This window comes from Psychrobacter sp. FME5 (assembly GCF_014861375.1).
Taxonomy (GTDB): domain Bacteria; phylum Pseudomonadota; class Gammaproteobacteria; order Pseudomonadales; family Moraxellaceae; genus Psychrobacter.
In genome coordinates, this window is record NZ_RRYX01000050.1 from 1 (window position 1) to 20,788 (window position 20,788).

Consider the following 20,788-nt stretch of genomic DNA (forward strand, 5'->3'; position numbering starts at 1 on the left):
CCTTGGACAGCCTGAACGGCTATCGCTGATAAGCAAGCTTGCAGAGCAAGACAAACGGGCCAGTAAAAGCCTTTTATGCAAGTTGTTTGGGGTATTGAGGAGCAGTTACTACTATGGACTAAAGCCCAAGCCCATCAGCCTTGAAGCCGTCAAAACTAAAGCATTAGTCCGCCAAATATTTAACGACTCAAAGCGCTCAGCAGGCGCTCGCAGCATTGCCGCTATACTAATGAATGAACACGGCATCAAGCTGACCCGTTATATGGTAGGTAAACTTATGAGCAGCATGGGGCTTAAAAGCTGTCAGTTAAAGACGCATAAATACAAGCACTGTGATGAAGAACACAAAGCTCATGACAACATACTGAACCGTAACTTTAGCCCCACATCGCCCAATCATGTCTGGACAGGTGATGTCACTTATGTTCGCATTAAAGGCGGCTGGTGCTACCTAGCTATCGTTTTAGATTTATATGCTCGTCGTATTGTTGGCTTTGCTGTATCAGATTCGCCTGACAGTATGCTGACAACCAAAGCGCTGCAGATGGCGTATCAGTCGCGCTTAAAGCCAAGTGGGGTGTTGTTTCACTCTGATCAAGGCACCCATTACACTAGCAAGAAGTTTGCTGAATCTGTGGCAAGTTGTAATGGCATGAAGCAGAGCATGAGCCGAAAAGGTAACTGTTGGGACAACGCGCCAACTGAAAGGTTCTTCAGGAGCTTTAAAACAGAATGGATGCCAAAGGGCGGTTATGAGAATATTGCTGAAGCTCGGACTGCCATTATTGATTATATTTGGGGCTATTATCAGTCAGTGAGACCACACCGTTTTAATGACTATTTAACACCGCTAGAAAAAGAGAAACGCTACTTTAACAAAAACCTCTTATCAGGTGTCCTAAATTAGTTGACCACTACAGGTAGTCCGTGGCGAGACTTACCCCCTGAATTTGGTAACTGGAACAGTGTTTATAAGCGCTACCGTCGATGGGTAAAAAGCGATAGATTCAGCAAGCTATTTAATGCTCTGAATGACTCAGATTTAGAGTATGCCATGATTGATGGCACTATTGTTAAGGTACATCGTCATGGACAAGGCGCAAAAGGGGGGCTTGTCATCAGGCAATTGGCAAATCAAGAGGCGGTATGACCACTAAAATCATGGCAATGGTTGATGCATTAGGCAACCTTGTTGATTTTACTTTATTGAAAGGACAACAGCATGACATGGCTGGCGTTAAACCTTTAATTAAAGACAAAGAGTTTGGTGCACTGCTTGCCGATAGAGCCTTTGACACGGATTGGCTACTGCTAGACTTAGAAGAGCGTGGTAGCAAAGCGGTCATACCCCCTAAACGCTCTCGTTTAAAGCAACGAGATTTCGATAAAGAAATGTACAAGTGGCGTCACTTAATCGAGAACTTCTTCTGTAAGCTGAAAGATTTCAAGAAAATTGCCATGCGTGCTGAAAAAACGGATGAGTCGTTTGCTGCTAATATCTATTTAGCAGCGACGATTATCCATTTACGGTAATTGTCAACACACCCTAGATAAAAAGCTAAAACTTTATGAAATTGAGTAAGGTGGATATGCTTGATATACCTTATGTGAAGCTTGCATATTTTATTTATAGCAATTGAGTTGTTGCTCTAATTAACAATAGGATTTAACCGATGTTTAGATTAATAGTGAATTTTTTTAAAGGGATAGGTATTTTGCTTAATGGAACTGCTAAGTTCGCAGCAGACGCTAGTAAAGCGCTTGAAAACTCAGCGGATGAGATGCTTAAAGCTTCAACTCTAAGTAGAGCAAGAGCAGCTGAGAAATACAAGAAGGACAAAGCCCAAATGGTAATAGATGGAGGCTATGAGTCTGAAGAAGCCATGGACAAAGCGCACGATGAATTACTTGAAAGTATTACGAAAAGATCTAAGCGATAATCGATGTAAAAGAATATAGAGATATTAATGATAGCAAAGAAGCTTTACAGTAGTCGTTTATGCCTAGGAGTAAAGTCATTTAAGATATTTTCAGTGATTATTAATACTAAACTGCTTAATATATTAACGTATTAAGGCTCTTTTAGATTAGCTACAACCTTAATGGCCATATAGTCTCCAGGAAAGACTCGTAATTAAGAATTGCTATATAAGAAGTAGGGAGCCCATCCCAGATTCTGTGTAACTGCCATTTAGATTAAATGCCTGCTTATACGATCATCAAACATAATCATAAAGCGATTCAAAGCAGACGTCCAGTTACGAATCGGCATCGACCACTTTTTGGATGCCTGCTGGGTGGCTAAGTACACCACTTTGAATGCCGCCTGATCAGACGGGAACACCTTACGCTTATTTACCGCTGTACGAATCACACTGTTTAGCGACTCAATCGCATTGGTGGTATAAATCGCTTTTCTGATGTCTTTCGGGTACTCAAAGAACACCGTTAAGCCCTCCCAGTTATTGCGCCAAGACTTGACCACGTGCGGGTATTTCTCGCCCCACACCTCATCAAAGTGCTCAAGATTGGCCTCTGCTATCTCAAGCGTATCAGCGCCGTAGATGGCTTTTAAATCAGCCGCTACGGCCTTTTTGTCCGTCCACGGTACGAACTTCATTGAATAGCGCACCATATGCACGATACACAGCTGAACCTGAGCGTTGGGGTAAACCGTGTTGATGGCATCGGGGAAGCCCTTTAAGCCATCGACACAGGCGATTAAGATGTCTTGCACCCCACGGTTCTGCAATTCAGTGAGAACGCCTAGCCAGAACTTAGCGCCTTCATTCTCTGATAGCCACATACCAAGCAGCTCTTTTTTACCATCAAGAGCAACACCTAGCGCTAAGTAAATGGCTTTGTTGATAATCTGCTTATCTTGACGTACTTTGACGACAATGCAGTCTAGATAGACAATAGGATAAACACTGCTCAGCGGCCTGTTCTGCCAAGCGGTGATGTCCTCTAATATGTTATCGGTGACTCTTGAGACAAGAGAGCTTGAGATGTCGACATCGTAGAGCTCTTTAATGCTCTCTACGATCTCAGTGGTGGTTTGACCCTTGGCGTAAAGGAATATGATTTTATCATCAAGACCTGAGATACGGGTTTGATGCTTGCGCACGAGTGTAGGTTCAAAGTCACCATGACGGTCTCTTGGGGTGGATATCTCAAGATCGCCTGTGTCACTGCGGACTGTCTTTTTAGTGTGCCCATTGCGCTTATTAGGCTTATCCGCCTTTTCATGTTTGGGGTAGCCGAGATGGTCTTCCATCTCAGCCTCTAAGGCAGTATCGATAAAAGATTGCATGAGCTGCTTTTGGAAGTCTTTGATGTCATCAAAGCTTTTCATGCTACCAGCCATTTGCTCGGCCAGTTTTTTAATGTCAGATTGAGTAGTCATTGCTTATTCTCCTGTTAGTGGATTATAAGCAGTTACACAGTTTTTAGGAAACTCCCGAAGTAGGGTATTTCTTATTACATAAAGTCTGGCTTGACCTAATAGATATGGTAAATCCTTTCAATAACTTCATCTTGAGTCATGCCAGCCTCATTGAATATAAATACTTCAATATCATTCATAGCAGCCCGCAATCTTTTTTGACTGACTTGGATATATTGCAACGTCACATCATCTGATGATCTTGATTCCCTGTGATTAATCAGTCTCTTAATGACTGACATATTAAAATTCAGAGCATCTGCTACTGTTGAAAATGTCCTTCTTAGATCGTGAGGTGTGATATGAATACCTGCCAGCTTACCAATATTCGTGTATTGCTTTGATATACCAGTCAGATTGCTATCACAGTTTTTTACCCTTGAGGGAAATAACCACGGCTCATCTTGTTTGTACTTATGACGATTATTGAGCATAGCTACCATCACTTTGCCAAGCGGCACACTCAAAGTATCGCTATTCTTTGTATCTAAAATAGTTATAGTACCGTGCTTCAAATCGATACTATCCCAGCGCAAAGTATAGCCCTCGTTGGCGCGTATTCCTGTAAATAAAAATAGCAGCATGATATCGCGGGCATTATTGCTATGTGGCATCATATTGTGAAAATCCTCACTCTTAAAATCTACCAGCACTTTTACGTAATGACCCATAACATCCTCATTCAGATGTCTAGTGCGCGGCTTAACCGTATTCCACGCCTTTTTAGCAGTCAGCATCTCAACGGGGTTTGGTTTAATGATTGGCATTTCATTTTTATCTAAAAAACTGAGGCGTGAAAAATTCCATACCGCCCTAAGCGCTTTAAGTGTTCCATTCGATTGAGATAAGCTATGCTTGCTTAACTCTAAATGCTTATCAGTGATATCGCCTTGCATAATGTCATTCATAGAAATATCTAGCCAGCATTCTAGGTTCCTATTTATCTGACGATTATAAGACTTAATAGACGAGCCCTTGAGATCTGGCTTACTTGCTAAGTAGTAAGCATAGGCTTCTCTTAGTGTAGGGGCGGTCAATTCTGGCGCTGGCTTGTCGAATGGGTCAATCCCTTGCATAAGGTCGCTTATGATAGACATTGACCTGTCACGGGCATCTTGGAGCGTTATATGAGAGCAGTCACTGAAAACTTTACGCTGTAATTTGCCATCGATGCGCTTATTAACTAGATAGCTCTTTGATGTCTTATTAGTACGCACAGCAAAGCCGTTTACGACCTCATCTTGATAGATAACTGTCTTGTCAGAGTATTCAAGACTGTCGATAAATTTCTTTGTGAATTTTATTTTAGCCATGACTGGTATGCCTTTCATGAGTTTGGTTACTAATCATGATAAGCGATAACGTTAATAATAGAAAGTATACGCAAAGTATACTCAGAGAGGGGTTATGGTATTTGATACTAGCCAGCAATAAACTCCAGACAACAAAAAACCCCGTAAACATTGCGCTTGCGGGGTTTGAATTTGGTGGGCCCAGTAGGACTTGAACCTACGACCAAAGGAGTAGGGTCGAACTACCTATCTTTCGTGATAAACACGTTAAGAGTAGAGAATCCTCCCTCCGAACGCAGCTTGCAACTTTCATTGCACTACGCTCTCCATCACTCCAGTTAGACAAATTTTATGCTTTAGCTAGTTTCGGTAACGCAAATTTACTAAGCTTTAAGCCGTCATACTTACCGTTATGTATTTTGACATGGCAATCGTGGCATACAGGAACTTGTTTACGGTTTATTTTAGCCATTGTGAGCGTGAAGCCTTTGACTTTTTCACCTATTTTCCTGATATGCTTAACATGGTGCATTTCGATATTCTCTGTCTCACCACAAATACAACACGGTGAGAATAGTTTACTTCTAGTACGCAATTTGATAAACGTTTGTAGTCTACCACCATCGTTTACAGTTTCGCTATGTGTCATGAACTCGAATTTCTGCCTAGTCAGTGACGGTTTGTAAGGGAAAGCAATCTTTCTAACTACTTTGCTATCCTTATCTTTTACCGTAACTGTTAGGTTTTGACCATATCTTTTAAAGGTCTTTTTAACGCTTGACCTGTGTTTGTGTGCAAGAGTTTTAGCTGCACTATGTAAGAGGATATATTGAACTCTCCCTAAGTCACATCTATTATCCGCGAACGAATAGTAGTTGTGCAATCCTAACCAAACACTACCAATCAATTCAACTATCTGTATATCGTCAAGCACTGACCAACTTGCTTTGCTCTTTGGGTTGCCGTCATGGTCACAAAATCCTTTAATGGCTAATTTACTAACCAATTCGCCTACAGGAGCAGTCATGATAGGCTGCCAACCCGTAACACGTTTCTTGAATTTAAAACCGTTCTTGCTAGTATATGTAGCTTTCTTACTTTCACCATCATGTCCGACTTTCAATTCTGTTCCTAAGAAACGAGATTTTTCAGTCTTAGCGTGGCGTATATGCGTTTTTTCAAAGTTTAATTTGAGTTTTAGCACATCTGTAAAGTAATCCGCACATTCCTGTCTGAGCTTTGTTGCAAGTTCTTTAGAGCCATTGACACCTATTATCCAGTCATCTGCATACCGTATGTATTTGACTCTGATGTACTCGCCATCATGTAATACGGTAGGGGTTGAGGCAAATTCTCGTTTAAGAGTTTTCACTTCATCTAGTATTCTTTCTTTCTCAACTAAGTCTGAACAAAGGTTTGCTTTCTTTAGTCGATAATTTATCTTACTAGACAGACTTCTATGCTTTGGGTGGGTAATTTTAGCATTACCTCTTTCATATTCCTTAATCTTGGCTTCTACAAATTTATCAAAGCCGTCTAAGTAGATATTGGCCAATGTAGGCGATACAACACTGCCTTGTGGCGTACCTACTATAGTATTATGGAACATGCCAAATTCAAGGTATCCTGCATTTAAAGCCTTTCGTATTAGGTTGATGAAGCGTTCGTCTGCTATTCTCACCCTAAGTAGTGATATTAAGATGTCATGTGAGATATTATCGAAGAAGCCCTCGATATCACCCTCAACAATCCAATTAACACCACTCCAATTGGTTCTAAAGCTTTTAAGAGCTGTATGACAACCCATATTCTCTCGAAAGCCGTGGCTATTCTCTGAGAAGTTTGGTTCATAGATTGCTTCTAGGATTAATTTAATAATCTGTTGGACAATCTTGTCATTTGGCGGTGCAATGCCTAAAGCGCGTTTCTTGCCGTTGCTTTTGGGTATTTCTACCTTTCTGGCAGCGGTAAATTGAAAAGACTCGTCTTTCATGGCATTGATTAAACGACTAATGGTTCTAGCCGAAAATCCGTCAATGGTTTTACCATCAGCGCCTTTGGTCATGTTTCCTGACTTACTTTTAAGAGTTTCATACGCTAAGACGTACAAATCTTCTTTGTAAAGCAGTCTATACAAATCACGGTTAACCCATTTAGGATTAGCTGTATTAATTTGTCTAATTTTCTCTAATCTTTGAATGTCTGAACTACTCATACGAGTAAACAATCCTTTATAGAGTTAGTGTGACTGTTACCCTTTCCTTTCAACACTTGTTAGAGTGTTCGTATATATAGCTCTATTAAGCAGCTATAAGCAGGTACTATGGTAACTCCGTTCCCGCGCATGTTATTCCAACCATGCTTATCAATTTCTCGACTTAGGGAATCCCATAGTTGCGCTTAAAACGCGACAATAGAATATTTAGGTACTCCGTTCGTTCTTTTCCCCTGTACTACAGGTAGCGTTAATCGAGTGACTCACAAAACTCTCATAATCATAATTCTGTGTCGATTAAATATAGACCTAAAGCAAAAGTGTCTATTGGGCAAGATACTCCCCACTTCAAACTAGAGTTCAAGCAGTTTAGCTTTTACCATGTATTCACTAACTGACTAACCTTTCGGGCATTTTGCTTTACCCTCACTAGCCTTTTACCAACCTGCTAAGTTCCCTCTAGGCTTTCGCCCTTTGGTATCGCTGACGGGTTTTTCTCGTCAACTAAGTTGGTGTTTTACATCAATTGTCACATGATGGTTAGGTTTCCCTAACAACGTTTTAAGCACCGCAATGGCGCACTTATGAGTCCTCTGCTCTAACCAACTGAGCTATGGGCCCTTTAGACGCACAATGATACCTGATTTTTATATATTTTCAAGTAAAAGTTAGCAATTAAGGCATGCTTTTTGATTAATCGTTACTAACTACCGCCAGTCAGCGTCAAACTGCGACCACCATCAACGGTGATAATTTCACCCGTGACATAATTGGCCTGCGCAAGATATAGCACGGCATGAGCAATGTCATCGGGTTGGCCAATGCGCTGCATAGGAATTGAGTCAATAATACGTCGTTGCTGCACATCATCAAGCGCTTGGTCGCTGTTGGTTTCAGGTAAGATATTGACCCCAGGAGCGACACCGTTGACGCGTACATTTGGTGCCATCTCCAATGCTAGGGATTGCACCATCATCCGATGAGCCGCCTTTGCCATACTATAAACCGCGTAATTGCTAAACGGCTTATCGTGCGCGTGAATATCGAGTAGGCTGATAATGCAACCTCGCTGATTTTTAAGATAAGGGAGTAGGGCTTGGCTTAATAATAAAGGCGCTTTGGCATTGGTTAAAAACAGCTCATCCCATTGAGCGTGATTAATGTTATTGAGCGGAGTAGGGTAAAAACGTGAGGCGTTATGTACCAGTACATCTAATTGCCCAAATGCTTGCATAATAGTTTGGACAAATTGTTCTAACGCTGCGCTGTCGTTGACGACTGCCAAGTCCGAAACGATGATAACTGCGCTACCAACACGAATTTTATTAAGCTCATTTGCTAGTGTATTTGCTTCTTGCTCACTGCGATGACAATGAATGATGACGCGATAGCCTTGGTTATGAGCAGATTTAACAATGGCCGCACCAATCCGTTTGGCACTACCCGTCACGAGCATCACTGGAGCCTTCGTATTGAGTGACTCAGAGGCATTATATTTTTGATTCATAATAAGCGCTATATGTTCTATTACTAAGATGTTTTTAAGATAGGTGGCGTGCTGCTTGCAGATGCTCAATCCTACGTTGCCTTAATGCTTCACCAATCGCTGGGCCTTTGAGGTCTGTCGCAATGTCATTCATCCCGATAGCACGAAAGCTGCTCAGCGCGAGCATCATTTGGCGATGCTGCATTGCTAATTGCAATACGTGGCTGCACACCAGCAGTTGTGAAAGCTTATTAGGCTCTTTATGAGCGCCACAAGCTTGAATAAGGTCGATTTTTTCAGCTGCACTAAGCGTATTTATGGTGCTGAGTTTTTTAGCTTGTTGTACGAATAGAGTCGCAAACTGGCTTTGTGCTTTTGGTACTTTGGCCGTATTGCCTATATCGTTGATACCCTTTGTAATCGTTGATTGATTGCTCTTTGGAACATCCGTTGAAATATCGGTTTTGCTATCAAACAATGATGAGTTTAGGCTAGCCATTAATAGCGCCCAGCGTTGTGACAGGTTTAATTGCATCTGACCTGCGAAGTATAGCGCAGTCTGCACCGTCTCTCGTATACGTCCATCGCTCCACGCCTGATGTAATGGCAAAAAACACTCTACTAAAGCATCGATGTCGAACAGCTGTTGCCAGTATATATGAGGGGATAGTTGTAAGGTTGCACGGCTTGACTCTTGCCAAATGCGTTCCGCGCTTAAGTGCGCGAGTTCCCCAGAGGCAACCAATTGGCGCATTAATAATAAGGTTTCATCAGCAATGACAAAACCCAAATCATAATAGCGACTATAAAATCGAGCAGTTCTGAGGACACGTAATGGATCTTCGCTAAACGCAGCTGAGACATGACGTAGGGTTTTGTTTTCTATGTCAGTCAGTCCACCATAGTAATCAATAACCTCACCGTTGACAGGAGTGTCATCGGTTAAGCCAGTGATTTCAATTGCCATAGCGTTAACGGTCAAGTCGCGGCGGCGCAAGTCCTCTTTTAAGGTTACCTCAGGGCTTGCATGGATACTAAAGCCTTGATAACCAACGCCTTGTTTGCGCTCAGTGCGCGCCAGTGCGTATTCCTCGTGACTGGTAGGATGCAAGAATACCGGAAAGTCGGCACCCACTTGTTGAAACCCTGCCTCAAGCATTTCTGTAACCGTCGCCCCAACGACGACAAAGTCTTTGTCTTTGATCGGACGTCCTAATAGCTGGTCACGAACAGCGCCGCCGACGAGATATACTTGCATAATTCTCTCTTTTTATTTATTCAGTATTGACTAAATTGTTCTGTTCAAAAAAAACCAGTCAATGCTTATCAAGCATTGACTGGTTTTAGTATAGCAGACGGTTTCTATAAATAAATGATAGAAGACCGTCCTAATGGCGTGCTTACAAGCGTATCAATGATTATTGATGCTCATTTTCTAAGTCTTGAGCTTCAGTGACCGCAAGAGCCGTCATATTAACCACACGGCGCGCTGTTGCTGATGGCGTTAGGATATGCACCGGCTTATTGGCACCCAATAGGATAGGCCCGATAGAAGCGCTACCTGTGGCTGTTTTTAGTAAGTTAAAGGCAATATTAGCAGAATCAAGCGTTGGCAGTATAAGTAGATTGGCATTGCCTTCTAGCGTGCTCGACGGTAAGTCTTCTGAACGGATGTTCGCATCCAGTGCGGCATCACCATGCATTTCACCGTCAAAATCGAAGTCCACATCCATGTCTAATAGCAACTGATGAACCTTGCGCATTTTTACAGCGCTGGCGCGATCAGAAGTACCAAAGTTTGAATGTGATACCAGTGCTACTCGTGGCGTGATGCTGAAGCGGCGCAACTGCTCAACTGCCAATATGGTCATTTCAGCCAATTGTTCAGCGCTAGGATCTTCATGGATATAAGTGTCGGCAATAAAGATATTGCGATCTTGCATCAACACCGCATTCATCGCATAAAAGTCGTTAACCCCTTGTTTTTTACCGATAACATTTTGCACGTATTTAAGATGCAATTGATAGTGGCTAAAGGTACCACAAATCATACCATCGGCATCACCATTTTCGACCAACAAAGCACCGATCAAAGAGGTCTTACGGCGTACATCACGACGGGCAAGTTCGATACTAACACCGTTACGTTTGTTTTTCTCGTAGTAGCCTTTCCAGTAGTCTTTATAGCGTGGGTCATCATCAATATTGACGATAGTGATGTTTTCACCGTCTTTTAGACGTAGTGCGAGCTTTTCGATATTATTGGCGATGACTGCAGGGCGACCGATTAAGACGGGTTGTGCCAGCTGTTCATCGACGACCACTTGTATCGCGAGCAATACATTGCTGTCTTCGCCTTCACAGTAGACGATACGCTTTGGATCTGCTTTTGCACGAGCAAAAATCGGCTTCATCACAAACGCTGAGTTATAAACAAACTCAGATAGGCTCTGACGATAGGCTTTCATATCAGCGATAGGCAACGTCGCAACACCTGAATCCATCGCTGCTTTAGCAACGGCAGAGGCGATTTCGATGATTAGGTTTGGCTCTAAAGGACCTGGAATTAGATAATCACGACCGAAGCTTTGCATTTTCTCAACGCTTTTGACGTTTTTAGTCGGCGTTGCTTCAACGTGTGCCATCGCAGCGATTGCTTTTACACAAGCGATTTTCATTTCTTCGTTGACGGTCGTTGCACCTACATCCAATGCACCGCGGAAGATATACGGGAAGCATAACGCGTTGTTTACTTGGTTTGGATAGTCTGAGCGACCCGTAGCCATAATGACGTCTGGGCGTACCGCATGTGCCAATTCTGGCATGATTTCAGGCGTTGGGTTGGCCAGTGCGAAGATAATAGGGTCTTTTGCCATGCGGCGAACCATATCTTCAGTCAATATACCAGGCATCGATAAGCCTAAGAACATATCGACATCATCCATCACTTCTTCGATGGTCGTAGCCGTGGTATCACGAGCATAACGCTGTTTGGTTTCATCAAGGTTTTCACGGCTGGTACTGATAATACCGCGCGAATCAGAAACAAAAACATTGTCTTTATTAACGCCTAGCGCACAGATAATGTTTAAGCAGGAGATAGCGGCAGCACCAGCACCTGAGCAGACAATCTTAATATCCTCTATTTTTTTATCAGTAATCAATAGTGCGTTGAGCATCGCCGCGGCAACGATAATTGACGTCCCGTGTTGATCATCATGAAAAACCGGAATGTTCATACGCTCACGCAATTCGCGCTCGATTTTGAAACATTCTGGCGCTTTGATGTCTTCTAAGTTGATACCGCCAAAGGTAGGCTCAAGTGCGGCAACCGCTTCGATAAATTTATCAGGATCATTTTGCGCTATTTCTAAATCGAATACGTCAATACCAGCGAATTTTTTGAATAGAACGCCTTTACCTTCCATGACAGGCTTTGATGCTAATGGCCCGATATTCCCTAAACCAAGTACCGCCGTACCGTTAGTGATAACACCAACCAAGTTGCTACGTGCCGTATATTTAGCCGCCAGCTTTGGGTCTTTTTCAATCTCAAGACAAGGCACCGCGACACCTGGAGAGTAGGCTAAAGCTAAATCACGTTGGTTAGCCATCTGCTTGATAGGGGTGACTGAGATTTTACCAGGGCGTGGGAACTCATGGTAGTGCAGGGCAGCTTGCTCAAACTGCTCTTTTTCTGTACTAGGGGTATCCGTATTCAAAGTGATATCGTCTTTCATAATAATGGCCATGGTTGGGATAAATTGAAATAGAGTGAATCTTGATAAAAGCCGACGTCTAACCCTCAAGAAATATACTATAATGAGGGTGCTTTTATACTAAAAAGGTCGTGTTTAACGACTAGGTATCAGCGTAAAAACTGCAATATCTTAAAAACAGTTATTCTAGCATTATTGGCAAAAGGTTGCCTAGCTAAGCGCCTTGAAACAGGCAGACAATATAATGAATTGATATTCATTATTTAGCCAGTTGATAATGCCAAAAAACAGCATTGAATATCAACCTTAATTTCACAATGTTTCAAAATATTACAGAGTAGTAGGCTTATTAAGAAGAACAGCTAATCGGCATTTGCGGTGCATGAGGTGCAGGTGGCGTTGTATCGAGTTCGCTGGCAATATCTTGTACTCTATAAGGTGTTGCAAGTAGGTTGAAAACTCGATTTAATTCTTCAAACTGTCCTTGTTCAGCCGCTGTAATCACCCGCTGTGCCATGCTATTGCGTAGGACATAAACAGGGTTGTTCGTTTGCATTTCATTAATGGATTGCTCAATAGACAGCTGCTGTATTTGCGCCAAATAGCGTGTCGACCAATCTTGCCAGACTTGTTGCGCCTGATGGTTAAGTTCAGTCATCATAGTTTTTAGTAGTTGCTGCTCGTAAGGGTATTCAGTTGGCGCGACCAAGCCGAGTAGCGCACGGAAGCTGTTGGTATAGTCGAGTAAGTTGTCCTCTAATAAAGTTAACCATTCAAAGGCCACGGTTAGACTTTCTTTTGCGTGCGGTAGTCCAAGCTTGCGGCATAGCCCTTGCTGATAATGCTGCATAAAGGTTGGCTCATAAGGTGCCAAACAATCCGCCAGCGTTTCACGAGTAACGCCTTCTAAACGCATAAAGTGCGGCAGCCAAACATTCAAATTCCAATGACCGATGGCAGGTTGGTTTTGATAGGCATAGCGTCCGGTATGGTCAGAGTGATTGTTAATCCAAGCGGGATTAAAGCGCTCCATAAAGCCAAACGGGCCAAAGTCTAAGGTGCTACCCGTGATAGATAGGTTATCGGTATTCATTACCCCGTGGGCAAATCCAATCAATTGCCAGTCAGCGATCATCCGCGCTGTACGCTCAACCACCGCTTGTAGAAATGCTGAGACTGGCGATTCGCTGTCACGGCATTCAGGATAATAGGTGTCAATCATATAATCGGTAAACTCAGCGAGCAAATCGGGAGCAAAGCTAGCAATCCACTCGATATGACCGAAGCGAATATGGCTGTCAGCCACACGCATCAATGCTGCTCCAGTCTCCATACGTTCACGGCGAACTTTAGTTTCAGATACCACAAACCCCAAAGCGTTAGACGAAGGAATGCTAAGTTGGGTTAGGGCATGACCACATAAGTACTCACGAATGGTACTGCGTAAAACAGCACGTCCATCGCCCATCCGTGAGTAGGGTGTTAGGCCGATACCTTTAAGGTGTAAGTCTTGTAATTGGTCGTTATTATCTAGCACTTGCGCCATTAATAGGCCGCGCCCATCACCCAACTGTCCAGCCCATTGTCCAAACTGATGACCGGCGTAAGCCATTGATAATGGCTGAAACTGAGCAGGCACGTATTGTCCGCCCAATATCTCAACCCAGTGTGCCATTAAGTCTTCATCTTCCGTCCAGCCTAATTGCTCTGCAACTTGCTTATTAAAATGACCAACACGTGGGTTGTCTAAAGGCGTCGGTGGTTGCTCATGATAAAGACGGGTATCTAACTTGACGTAGGTATTTTGATAGCGCATATGAGACTTTCCAATTTAGGTTTAGAAGCTTAGGTTTAGAAGCTTAGGTATAAAAGCGGGTGTATGAAAAATTAGTATAAAACCGAGTAATGAGAGTAATAAGCTCACTATAACATAGCCTGAAGTTGGTAACGTTTCGCTATGTCTATCTCCTGTCATTGATACTTGTCATTCTATTTCTGCTAAAGACCATTGTCTTTTATGGCAAGCGTTTATAAATACGTCATAAAAAATCCCCCTATCTTTTACAGATAGAGGGAAGGAAAAACGTAAAGTAAGGAAGCTAAATGACTAGTTTTCTATTAAAGCTTAAGCCGCTTTGGTGTTTTGTCCGATAGAGCGAAACGCTGTTTTTAAGTTGCTATTATGGGTCAGTATTTTTTGCTCAATCTTGGCATAGTCGTGTTTTAACTCATTTTCAACTTCATGTAGACGATCAGCAAACTCGGTCTTTTTCAGCTCAATGGTTTTTGCTTTAAGGGCTTGCCATTCTTCAACCGTTTGGGTAAAGGCATCGTATTCAAACTTGATGCGTTCTTGGAAGCTTTTCATAGCATGAGGAAGATCAAGACCATTGCTTGATGCCGTATCAATCTGCTGTTGTGCTGCTTTAAACTGCATTTGCACTTCGGCATGTTTGATCGTTGTGTCATCAACAGTACGTAGCTCACTGGTTAAACCAAGCTTCGATAGACCTGCAATCAACCATTTGGTTGGGTCATATTGCCACCATTTTACGCCATTACGATAATCGTATTGGAAGAAATGATGGTAGTTATGATAACCCTCACCCCAAGTAAAGATAGCTAGGATAAAGTTATCACGGGCACTATTAGTGTCGGTATAAGGACGTGACCCAAACATATGACATAGCGAGTTAATAAAGAAGGTAAAGTGATGGGTCAGTACTAAGCGTAGTAAACCAGCAAGTACCAACGTACCCCAAACATCGCCCAATAACCAACCAACGGCAGCGACGAAGCCGACGTTCATTGCCAGTACCCATAAACCATAATACTTATGCTGGATCTGCAAGGTTTTATCTCTGGTCAAGTCCGGGATGTTTTTGTAATCGAACTTACCGCTAGGGTAGTTGCGTAGCATCCAGCCCATGTGACTAAAGAAAAAGCCACGCTTCGCTGAATACGGATCGTCTAAGCGATCATCAACATGACGATGATGGCTACGATGACCAGAAACCCAGTCAAATGCTGAACCTTGTACCGCTAAGGTAGAACCAAGCAATAAAAAGTTTTTAACCACCGGATGTGCTTTATATGCACGATGCGACAATAAACGGTGATAACCGGCAGTGATACTGATGCCTGTCCATACCATAAAAGCACCAAACACGCCCCAAACGGGTGCGCTGACTTGGTGGGTAAATAGATACCATGGCGTAATAATCGCAGCAGCGATAGGGGTGGCTACCAGAATAGTCGCTGGGATCCAGTTAATCGGCGCTTTAGTAAACTCAAACTCACGCATATCGATGCTGTCTGCATTGCTAGACACATCGGTTTTTTCAGAAGTGTCCGCATAGTTGCGTTTGGCAACTGGCGTCTCATTGAGTGAGTTATTCGCTTTGTTCTCATCAAAACGAGCTTTGAAACGCGTCATTTGAGTGCTGGCAGATTTTGCAATCGTGTCACCAGATTTGATAGCGAAACGTAAGCCTTTAAGCGGTAAGCCAAGTGCTTTTTTTGCAATCATATAATATCCCTAGCGGTATTAATTTAACTTCCTATAATACCCTAAAAACTCCATAAAGTGAACACTTATACACTATAAAAATATTGCTAAATAACAATAACTTGTATCGATTATAGGAGGTGTTGACAAAAATTCCCCGTGACTTATCAGACATGCAGTAAAAGTGTAAGTTGAACGACAAATATGTAGGCAATCAAAGGGGTATAAAAATGAAGCTAACAGATTTAATAGATAAGTAAACGAGTGGGGTAATCTGTGATAATGACATCTACTTGCCAAGCTATAAGTTGTTCAATGGTGTCGATATCATTGACGGTCCACGCACTGACAGGCAAATTGTAACGATGGCAGTGCTGAATGATTTTTTTGTTCAGAAGTGGGTAGTGAATACCCAATTGCCCACAGCCAAGTTGCAGAGCAGTATTAGGCGCTGTTGCCAATGCTTCAGGTGTACGAATAAGTAAACCACGCGGAATATGCGCCAATAATTTACTGCATTGTAGTCTGGTATGGAGCTCGATATCAAAGCTAGTCAACACAATAGGTAAGCTGGTAAGTGGACTGTCAATTAGGTCGCGCTGCAAAGCCTTGATTAATTTGCCATAATCAGTACGGTTATGCGTTTTAAGCTCAAGCTCAATATAAGTAAAGCCACGCAGCACAGGCGCTATACTGGCTAAAGTGACAATCTGATGTCCAAATTGTACGTGGCGTTGAATCTCAGCGAGGTTTAGCTGCTCAATGTGTGATTGCTGGGCGCACATGCGTTCTAGGTTATCATCATGAAATATGACCAAATGTCCATCAGCGCTTAGCTGCACATCAAATTCAACACCCGCTAAACCAGCCGTTTGCAAGCTTTGAGTATGCTCGAAGCCCGATAAGGTGTTTTCTAATGCCTCACCGCGAGCACCGCGATGACCTAATAAAAGCGTATTTTTAAGGTTTATCATAACCACTATCTAACCAGTATTTTTAGCGCCATCATATCGTTTCTGATAAACAGGGTCTAATGGAATATTTATGAAATACAGGGCAGTAGTGGCAAACCGACGTCATTGTCTAAATATGTATTTGTTGCGTTTTTGCAACCAAACCTAGATTTTGGGCATAATGTGAGACGTTATTTGTATATCAATAGGCTACACTGATGACCATTGAATACAAATACCGTATAATAATGTTGTTTTTAAACCTATCACAATCACGGTTATTATTTGAGTGTGAGGGTTTGAATATCAAATACTGTCCGTCGGTGGCGGCACGAATCAGTAAATTGGAGCAAAATAAATATGAGCGTAGCAAATAAGAATTTGAGCAAGTGGTATAAGGTTGCTGGTATTGGGATGGTATGCGGTTTGGCACTTGCTGGCTGTGACCGCTCAGAAGAAGAAAATACCACGGAAACTGCAGAGACCACTGAACAAGAAACAGCCACAAGTGAAAACGCTGCTGCTACTGCGGTTAGCTGTGATGATCCAATGGTTCAGGATCGACTCAAATCTGCCTTAAAAAACACGCTCAATCAGCAAGCGCAAACATTGGCGGCAAGCTATGCTAATGAAGCAGAAGTTAATCTGGATAATGGTGCGGTTACCGAAAAAGCCAATGGTATCGTGATCGATGTACAAAATGCCGCCGTTTTACAAGCCGCTAATGATAATGGTATGACGACTTGTCAAGCAAGCGTGAGTATGACCTTGCCAAGCGAAGACTTATATCAAGCGAGCCAAGTCCAAGCTGCCAATAATCAGCCAAGCCTACAGTCTCGTTTAGCCAAAGACAATATTCGTATTAATAATAATATGCTTGTCGACGATGCTTTCACTTATGTCGTTGGGACGCAAGGCGGTCAAGTACGTACGCGTATCGCTGGACAGCCCGCTCTAATGACTGTGGTGTCGGAAGTAGTCGCAAGCTCAGTGCTTCAGTCTGAGATAGAAAAACAGCGTGCCCAACGTGCCGCCGAGCAAGCTGAACGCCGAGCAGCGGCACAGAACGATGACAGTCAGTCAGCGCCAGTTCGCCAGCCTAGAGAAGTAACGCCAGTTGAGCCGATTCGTCCTGCCACGCCGCCGACTGTTAATAATCCAAGCAGTAACCAAAACAACGATACGGACAGTCGCTCAGCCGATGCACCTGCTGATGAGGCGAAAAAATCTGCCAAAAAATCGACACCTGAAGATGACAACATCGATATGGTCATTATTGAAGATGAAAGCGCTACTTACTAATCAGTAAGTCTTATGCCGTTGTTGAGCAATAATGTAGTTGTCGAACAATAATATAGTTGCTGAATAGTATTATTAAATCAGCAAAAAGCCCGCAGTGTTAAGGTTGCGGGCTTTTCTTTATTTTTTTAGCGTCTTGACCAAATAATATTGTTATAGAGCGTTATTTATCTTCAGCCAGTTTTTGTAATACTTGGGGGTCCCAAAGTACCTCAGAGACCTTGTTGGGATCGGTGCAAAAACGTGCCGCGACAAATAGCCAATCAGACAAGCGATTGATAAGGCTGACGGCTGTGCTACGAATCGCGTCTGGACGTTCTTGTTGTAATAATACTGCTTGGCGCTCAGCACGGCGGCAGACCGTACGGGCAATGTGCAGTTGACTGACCAATACCGATCCCGTTGGCAAGATAAAATCTTTTAGCGGTGGCAAAGTGGTGTTCATAATATCGATCTGCTGCTCCAACCATGCAATGTGAGTGGCGTTGACGCCTTCATATTCTGGCATAGCCAGCTCACCGCCGATATTGAATAACAAATGCTGAATGATGACCAATGCTTGAGAAAACGACTCCTCTATAGACAACTCTGAACTTGAAGGCGCATTATTTTGCTGTAATTGAGCACGTACCAGACCGATATGTGAGTTGAGCTCGTCTATGTCACCCATCACGCTAAATAAACTGTCGGCTTTACTGACACGGCTGCCGTCTGCCATTCCAGTACTGCCGTCATCACCAGTGCGTGTATATATTTTGCTTAAGCGATTGCCCATATCTAAATCCTTAAAGGTTTTTTATAATTGAATAGCGTTAGTTGCGCGCTCATTGTAGTATTTTATGGCTGTTTTCGCTAAGATAATGGGTTGAGTTTTATATTGGTGCGCCCTAAACTTATTTTTTCTTATACTTTTACTTTAAAGGCCTTTTAACTATGACCACACCACTTGCCGATGCGATGTCTCAGCTTGCCATTTATGACTCACTAACTGGCAGTAAACGTCAGTTCGTACCACTAAAATCAGGGCAGGTAGGTATGTATGTGTGCGGCATGACGGTTTATGATTATTGTCATATTGGTCATGCGCGGGTGATGGTTGGCTTTGATATGGCGGTGCGTTGGCTAGCACAATTGGGTTATGACGTTAATTATGTGCGTAACATCACGGATATCGATGACAAGATCATTACTCGTGCTAATGAGAATGATGAGGAAATTGGCGCATTGACGCAGCGATTTATCGAAGCGATGCACGAAGATGCAACGGCGCTTGGCTGTCTAATGCCCGATGCCGAGCCACGTGCGACTGACCATATCGATGCAATGCAGCAAATGATTGAGACGCTGGTCACTAATGATTATGCTTATGCAGGTGATAACGGTGATGTTTATTATGCCGTCGATAGCTTTGCAGAGTATGGCAAATTATCTAAGCGTAATCTAGATGATATGCAAGCAGGCTCGCGTGTCAATGTCGAACACGACAAGCGCAATCCGTTTGATTTTGTCTTATGGAAGGCAGCAAAACCCAATGAGCCACAATGGGCGTCACCATGGGGACAAGGGCGTCCGGGCTGGCATATTGAGTGCTCAGCAATGTCGACCAAATGCCTTGGCAATACTTTTGATATTCATGGCGGAGGTCACGATTTACAGTTTCCGCATCACGAAAACGAAATAGCCCAATCTGAAGCGGCGACTGGCTGTGAGTATGCGCGCAATTGGATGCATGTGGGTTTTATCAACGTTGATGGCGAAAAAATGTCCAAATCACTGGGCAACTTCTTTACCATTCGTGATGTGACCGCGCAATACCTACCTGAAACGGTGCGCTTTTTCTTACTATCAAGCCATTATCGCAGCCAAGTGAATTTCTCTGATAGCGCATTGGATGAAGCACACAATAGCCTAAGCAGATTGTACAATGCATTAAAATTGGCTGAACAACAAAAAGGGCAGACGCTAATAATTAATGATGCATTGATAAATGACGCTTATAGCAGCACAGCTGGGCAAGGCTTTATCAAAGCCATGAATGATGACCTCAATAGCTCCACAGCGATTAGTGTGCTATTTGGGCTGGCACGCGATATTAATAAAGCGATTAAAGCCGAAGACGTAGATGATGCCTGGCAATGGGCGCAGCAGCTTAAAGCGTTGGCGCAAGTGCTGAATATTTTACAGCAGCCAGTACAGCAGTTTTTGCAAGCAGTGATTGGCGATAAGGCAGAAGACGGCCTAAGCGATGCTGCTATCGATGATTTAATCATTGAGCGTGCTGATGCTAAGATCAACAAGGATTTTGCCCGTGCAGATGAAATACGCGAGCAACTAAAAGAGGCGGGTATTGAGCTCGAAGACAGCCGCGCAGGTACGACATGGCGCCGCGCATAAGGTAAAAGCTTGCTGAAGGTATATATATTTTACCGAACATACATATACTAATAAAGTAAGTCAGCTTTAGGCTGGCTTTTTTTGTAGACTACTATTAAAGCCTGTCATCAACAGACCCTATTATTATTTTAAATCTTAGATTAACACACCAAGTGCAACGCTAAATTATATTATAGAACACCTGATTGGGCGTTTTAAACCCTAAGCGTTTTCTTGGTCTGTTGTTTAGTTTATTCTCAATGTCCTGTATCTCATTATCAGAGACTTGTCTAAAGTCACAACCCTTAGGCAAGAACTCTCTGATTAATCCGTTGGTATTCTCGTTGGTTCCTCGCTGCCATGACGCATAAGCATCGGCAAAGAAGAAAGCGCTAAAGAGCTTTTGTTTCACCTTCTTATGCTGAGCAAACTCTTTACCATTATCAGAGGTAATGGTCTTAACCTGCAACCTCACTGGCTTTAGGATACCTATCATTG

General features: G+C 42.9%; 17 protein-coding genes. 6 read left to right on the forward strand and 11 right to left on the reverse strand.

Annotation, left to right across the window (positions count from 1 at the left end; all coding sequences use genetic code 11):
- The 4 genes from EI161_RS08150 to EI161_RS08165 all read left to right on the forward strand — a co-directional run.
- The coding region (locus EI161_RS08150; RefSeq protein ID WP_192529391.1) for an IS3 family transposase at positions 1-907 on the forward strand (907 nt) is incomplete at its 5' end.
- Positions 908-1,150 (forward strand): transposase, encoded by a 243-nt coding sequence (locus tag EI161_RS15095; RefSeq protein WP_192529392.1) that lies wholly within the window; start codon positions 908-910, stop codon positions 1,148-1,150.
- A complete protein-coding gene (locus EI161_RS15100) occupies positions 1,147-1,533 on the forward strand; it encodes an IS5 family transposase (RefSeq protein WP_025645659.1) in 387 nt (128 codons plus the stop codon). Before EI161_RS15095 ends, EI161_RS15100 begins: the two co-directional genes overlap by 4 nt.
- A gap of 140 nt (positions 1,534-1,673) precedes the next feature.
- Positions 1,674-1,940 carry a hypothetical protein gene (locus EI161_RS08165; RefSeq protein WP_192529393.1) on the forward strand — a complete coding sequence of 89 codons (267 nt, stop codon included), beginning with the start codon at positions 1,674-1,676 and terminating at the stop codon, positions 1,938-1,940.
- A 251-nt stretch (positions 1,941-2,191) separates the two neighbouring features.
- Here the strand turns inward: EI161_RS08165 and EI161_RS08170 are convergent, their stop codons facing one another.
- The 9 genes from EI161_RS08170 to EI161_RS08210 all read right to left on the reverse strand — a co-directional run bounded on the left by EI161_RS08170 (position 2,192) and on the right by EI161_RS08210 (position 16,639).
- On the reverse strand, positions 2,192-3,406 hold the full coding sequence (locus EI161_RS08170) for an IS256 family transposase (RefSeq protein ID WP_192529394.1): 1,215 nt from the start codon (positions 3,404-3,406) through the stop codon (positions 2,192-2,194).
- Between the two features lie 95 nt (positions 3,407-3,501).
- Positions 3,502-4,758 carry a tyrosine-type recombinase/integrase gene (locus EI161_RS08175; RefSeq protein ID WP_192529395.1) on the reverse strand — a complete coding sequence of 419 codons (1,257 nt, stop codon included), beginning with the start codon at positions 4,756-4,758 and terminating at the stop codon, positions 3,502-3,504.
- A 328-nt stretch (positions 4,759-5,086) separates the two neighbouring features.
- Positions 5,087-6,952 (reverse strand): reverse transcriptase domain-containing protein, encoded by a 1,866-nt coding sequence (locus EI161_RS08180; protein ID WP_192529396.1) that lies wholly within the window; start codon positions 6,950-6,952, stop codon positions 5,087-5,089.
- A 703-nt stretch (positions 6,953-7,655) separates the two neighbouring features.
- The gene (locus EI161_RS08185) at positions 7,656-8,459 is read right to left on the reverse strand and encodes a pteridine reductase (RefSeq protein WP_192529397.1); all 804 of its coding nucleotides are present in this window, start codon (positions 8,457-8,459) and stop codon (positions 7,656-7,658) included.
- A 34-nt stretch (positions 8,460-8,493) separates the two neighbouring features.
- Complete coding sequence (locus tag EI161_RS08190; RefSeq protein ID WP_192529398.1) at positions 8,494-9,696, reverse strand: tRNA nucleotidyltransferase; 1,203 nt, start codon at positions 9,694-9,696, stop codon at positions 8,494-8,496.
- Positions 9,697-9,856: 160 nt separating this feature from the next.
- A complete protein-coding gene (locus EI161_RS08195; RefSeq protein ID WP_192523011.1) occupies positions 9,857-12,178 on the reverse strand; it encodes an NADP-dependent malic enzyme in 2,322 nt (773 codons plus the stop codon).
- A 328-nt stretch (positions 12,179-12,506) separates the two neighbouring features.
- On the reverse strand, positions 12,507-13,973 hold the full coding sequence (locus tag EI161_RS08200) for a protein adenylyltransferase SelO (protein ID WP_192529399.1): 1,467 nt from the start codon (positions 13,971-13,973) through the stop codon (positions 12,507-12,509).
- 309 nt (positions 13,974-14,282) lie between these two features.
- The gene (locus tag EI161_RS08205; RefSeq protein WP_192523030.1) at positions 14,283-15,461 is read right to left on the reverse strand and encodes an acyl-CoA desaturase; all 1,179 of its coding nucleotides are present in this window, start codon (positions 15,459-15,461) and stop codon (positions 14,283-14,285) included.
- Between the two features lie 449 nt (positions 15,462-15,910).
- Positions 15,911-16,639, reverse strand: coding sequence for a glycerophosphodiester phosphodiesterase (locus EI161_RS08210; RefSeq protein WP_192523009.1), 729 nt, complete (start codon positions 16,637-16,639; stop codon positions 15,911-15,913).
- A gap of 339 nt (positions 16,640-16,978) precedes the next feature.
- Here EI161_RS08210 and EI161_RS08215 point away from each other — a divergent pair, with 339 nt between their 5' ends.
- The gene (locus EI161_RS08215; RefSeq protein ID WP_192529400.1) at positions 16,979-17,920 is read left to right on the forward strand and encodes a hypothetical protein; all 942 of its coding nucleotides are present in this window, start codon (positions 16,979-16,981) and stop codon (positions 17,918-17,920) included.
- A 160-nt stretch (positions 17,921-18,080) separates the two neighbouring features.
- On the opposite strand, the gene EI161_RS08220 is transcribed toward EI161_RS08215, so the two are convergent.
- On the reverse strand, positions 18,081-18,692 hold the full coding sequence (locus tag EI161_RS08220; protein ID WP_192529401.1) for a cob(I)yrinic acid a,c-diamide adenosyltransferase: 612 nt from the start codon (positions 18,690-18,692) through the stop codon (positions 18,081-18,083).
- A 158-nt stretch (positions 18,693-18,850) separates the two neighbouring features.
- On the opposite strand from EI161_RS08220, the gene cysS reads away from it, so the two are divergent.
- Positions 18,851-20,311 carry a cysteine--tRNA ligase gene (gene cysS, locus EI161_RS08225; protein ID WP_192529402.1) on the forward strand — a complete coding sequence of 487 codons (1,461 nt, stop codon included), beginning with the start codon at positions 18,851-18,853 and terminating at the stop codon, positions 20,309-20,311.
- 160 nt (positions 20,312-20,471) lie between these two features.
- Here cysS and EI161_RS08230 read toward each other — a convergent pair.
- On the reverse strand, positions 20,472-20,788 hold a 317-nt coding region (locus tag EI161_RS08230; protein ID WP_192529267.1), incomplete at its 5' end, for an IS30 family transposase.

Coding starts and splice junctions, on each gene's coding strand:
- EI161_RS15100 (WP_025645659.1), top strand. CDS start 1,147: ATGACCACTAAAATCATGGCAATGGTTGATGCATTAGGCAACCTTGTT.
- EI161_RS08165 (WP_192529393.1), top strand. CDS start 1,674: ATGTTTAGATTAATAGTGAATTTTTTTAAAGGGATAGGTATTTTGCTT.
- EI161_RS08170 (WP_192529394.1), bottom strand. CDS start 3,406: ATGACTACTCAATCTGACATTAAAAAACTGGCCGAGCAAATGGCTGGT.
- EI161_RS08175 (WP_192529395.1), bottom strand. CDS start 4,758: ATGGCTAAAATAAAATTCACAAAGAAATTTATCGACAGTCTTGAATAC.
- EI161_RS08180 (WP_192529396.1), bottom strand. CDS start 6,952: ATGAGTAGTTCAGACATTCAAAGATTAGAGAAAATTAGACAAATTAAT.
- EI161_RS08185 (WP_192529397.1), bottom strand. CDS start 8,459: ATGAATCAAAAATATAATGCCTCTGAGTCACTCAATACGAAGGCTCCA.
- EI161_RS08190 (WP_192529398.1), bottom strand. CDS start 9,696: ATGCAAGTATATCTCGTCGGCGGCGCTGTTCGTGACCAGCTATTAGGA.
- EI161_RS08195 (WP_192523011.1), bottom strand. CDS start 12,178: ATGAAAGACGATATCACTTTGAATACGGATACCCCTAGTACAGAAAAA.
- EI161_RS08200 (WP_192529399.1), bottom strand. CDS start 13,973: ATGCGCTATCAAAATACCTACGTCAAGTTAGATACCCGTCTTTATCAT.
- EI161_RS08205 (WP_192523030.1), bottom strand. CDS start 15,461: ATGCGTGAGTTTGAGTTTACTAAAGCGCCGATTAACTGGATCCCAGCG.
- EI161_RS08210 (WP_192523009.1), bottom strand. CDS start 16,639: ATGATAAACCTTAAAAATACGCTTTTATTAGGTCATCGCGGTGCTCGC.
- EI161_RS08215 (WP_192529400.1), top strand. CDS start 16,979: ATGAGCGTAGCAAATAAGAATTTGAGCAAGTGGTATAAGGTTGCTGGT.
- EI161_RS08220 (WP_192529401.1), bottom strand. CDS start 18,692: ATGGGCAATCGCTTAAGCAAAATATATACACGCACTGGTGATGACGGC.
- cysS (WP_192529402.1), top strand. CDS start 18,851: ATGACCACACCACTTGCCGATGCGATGTCTCAGCTTGCCATTTATGAC.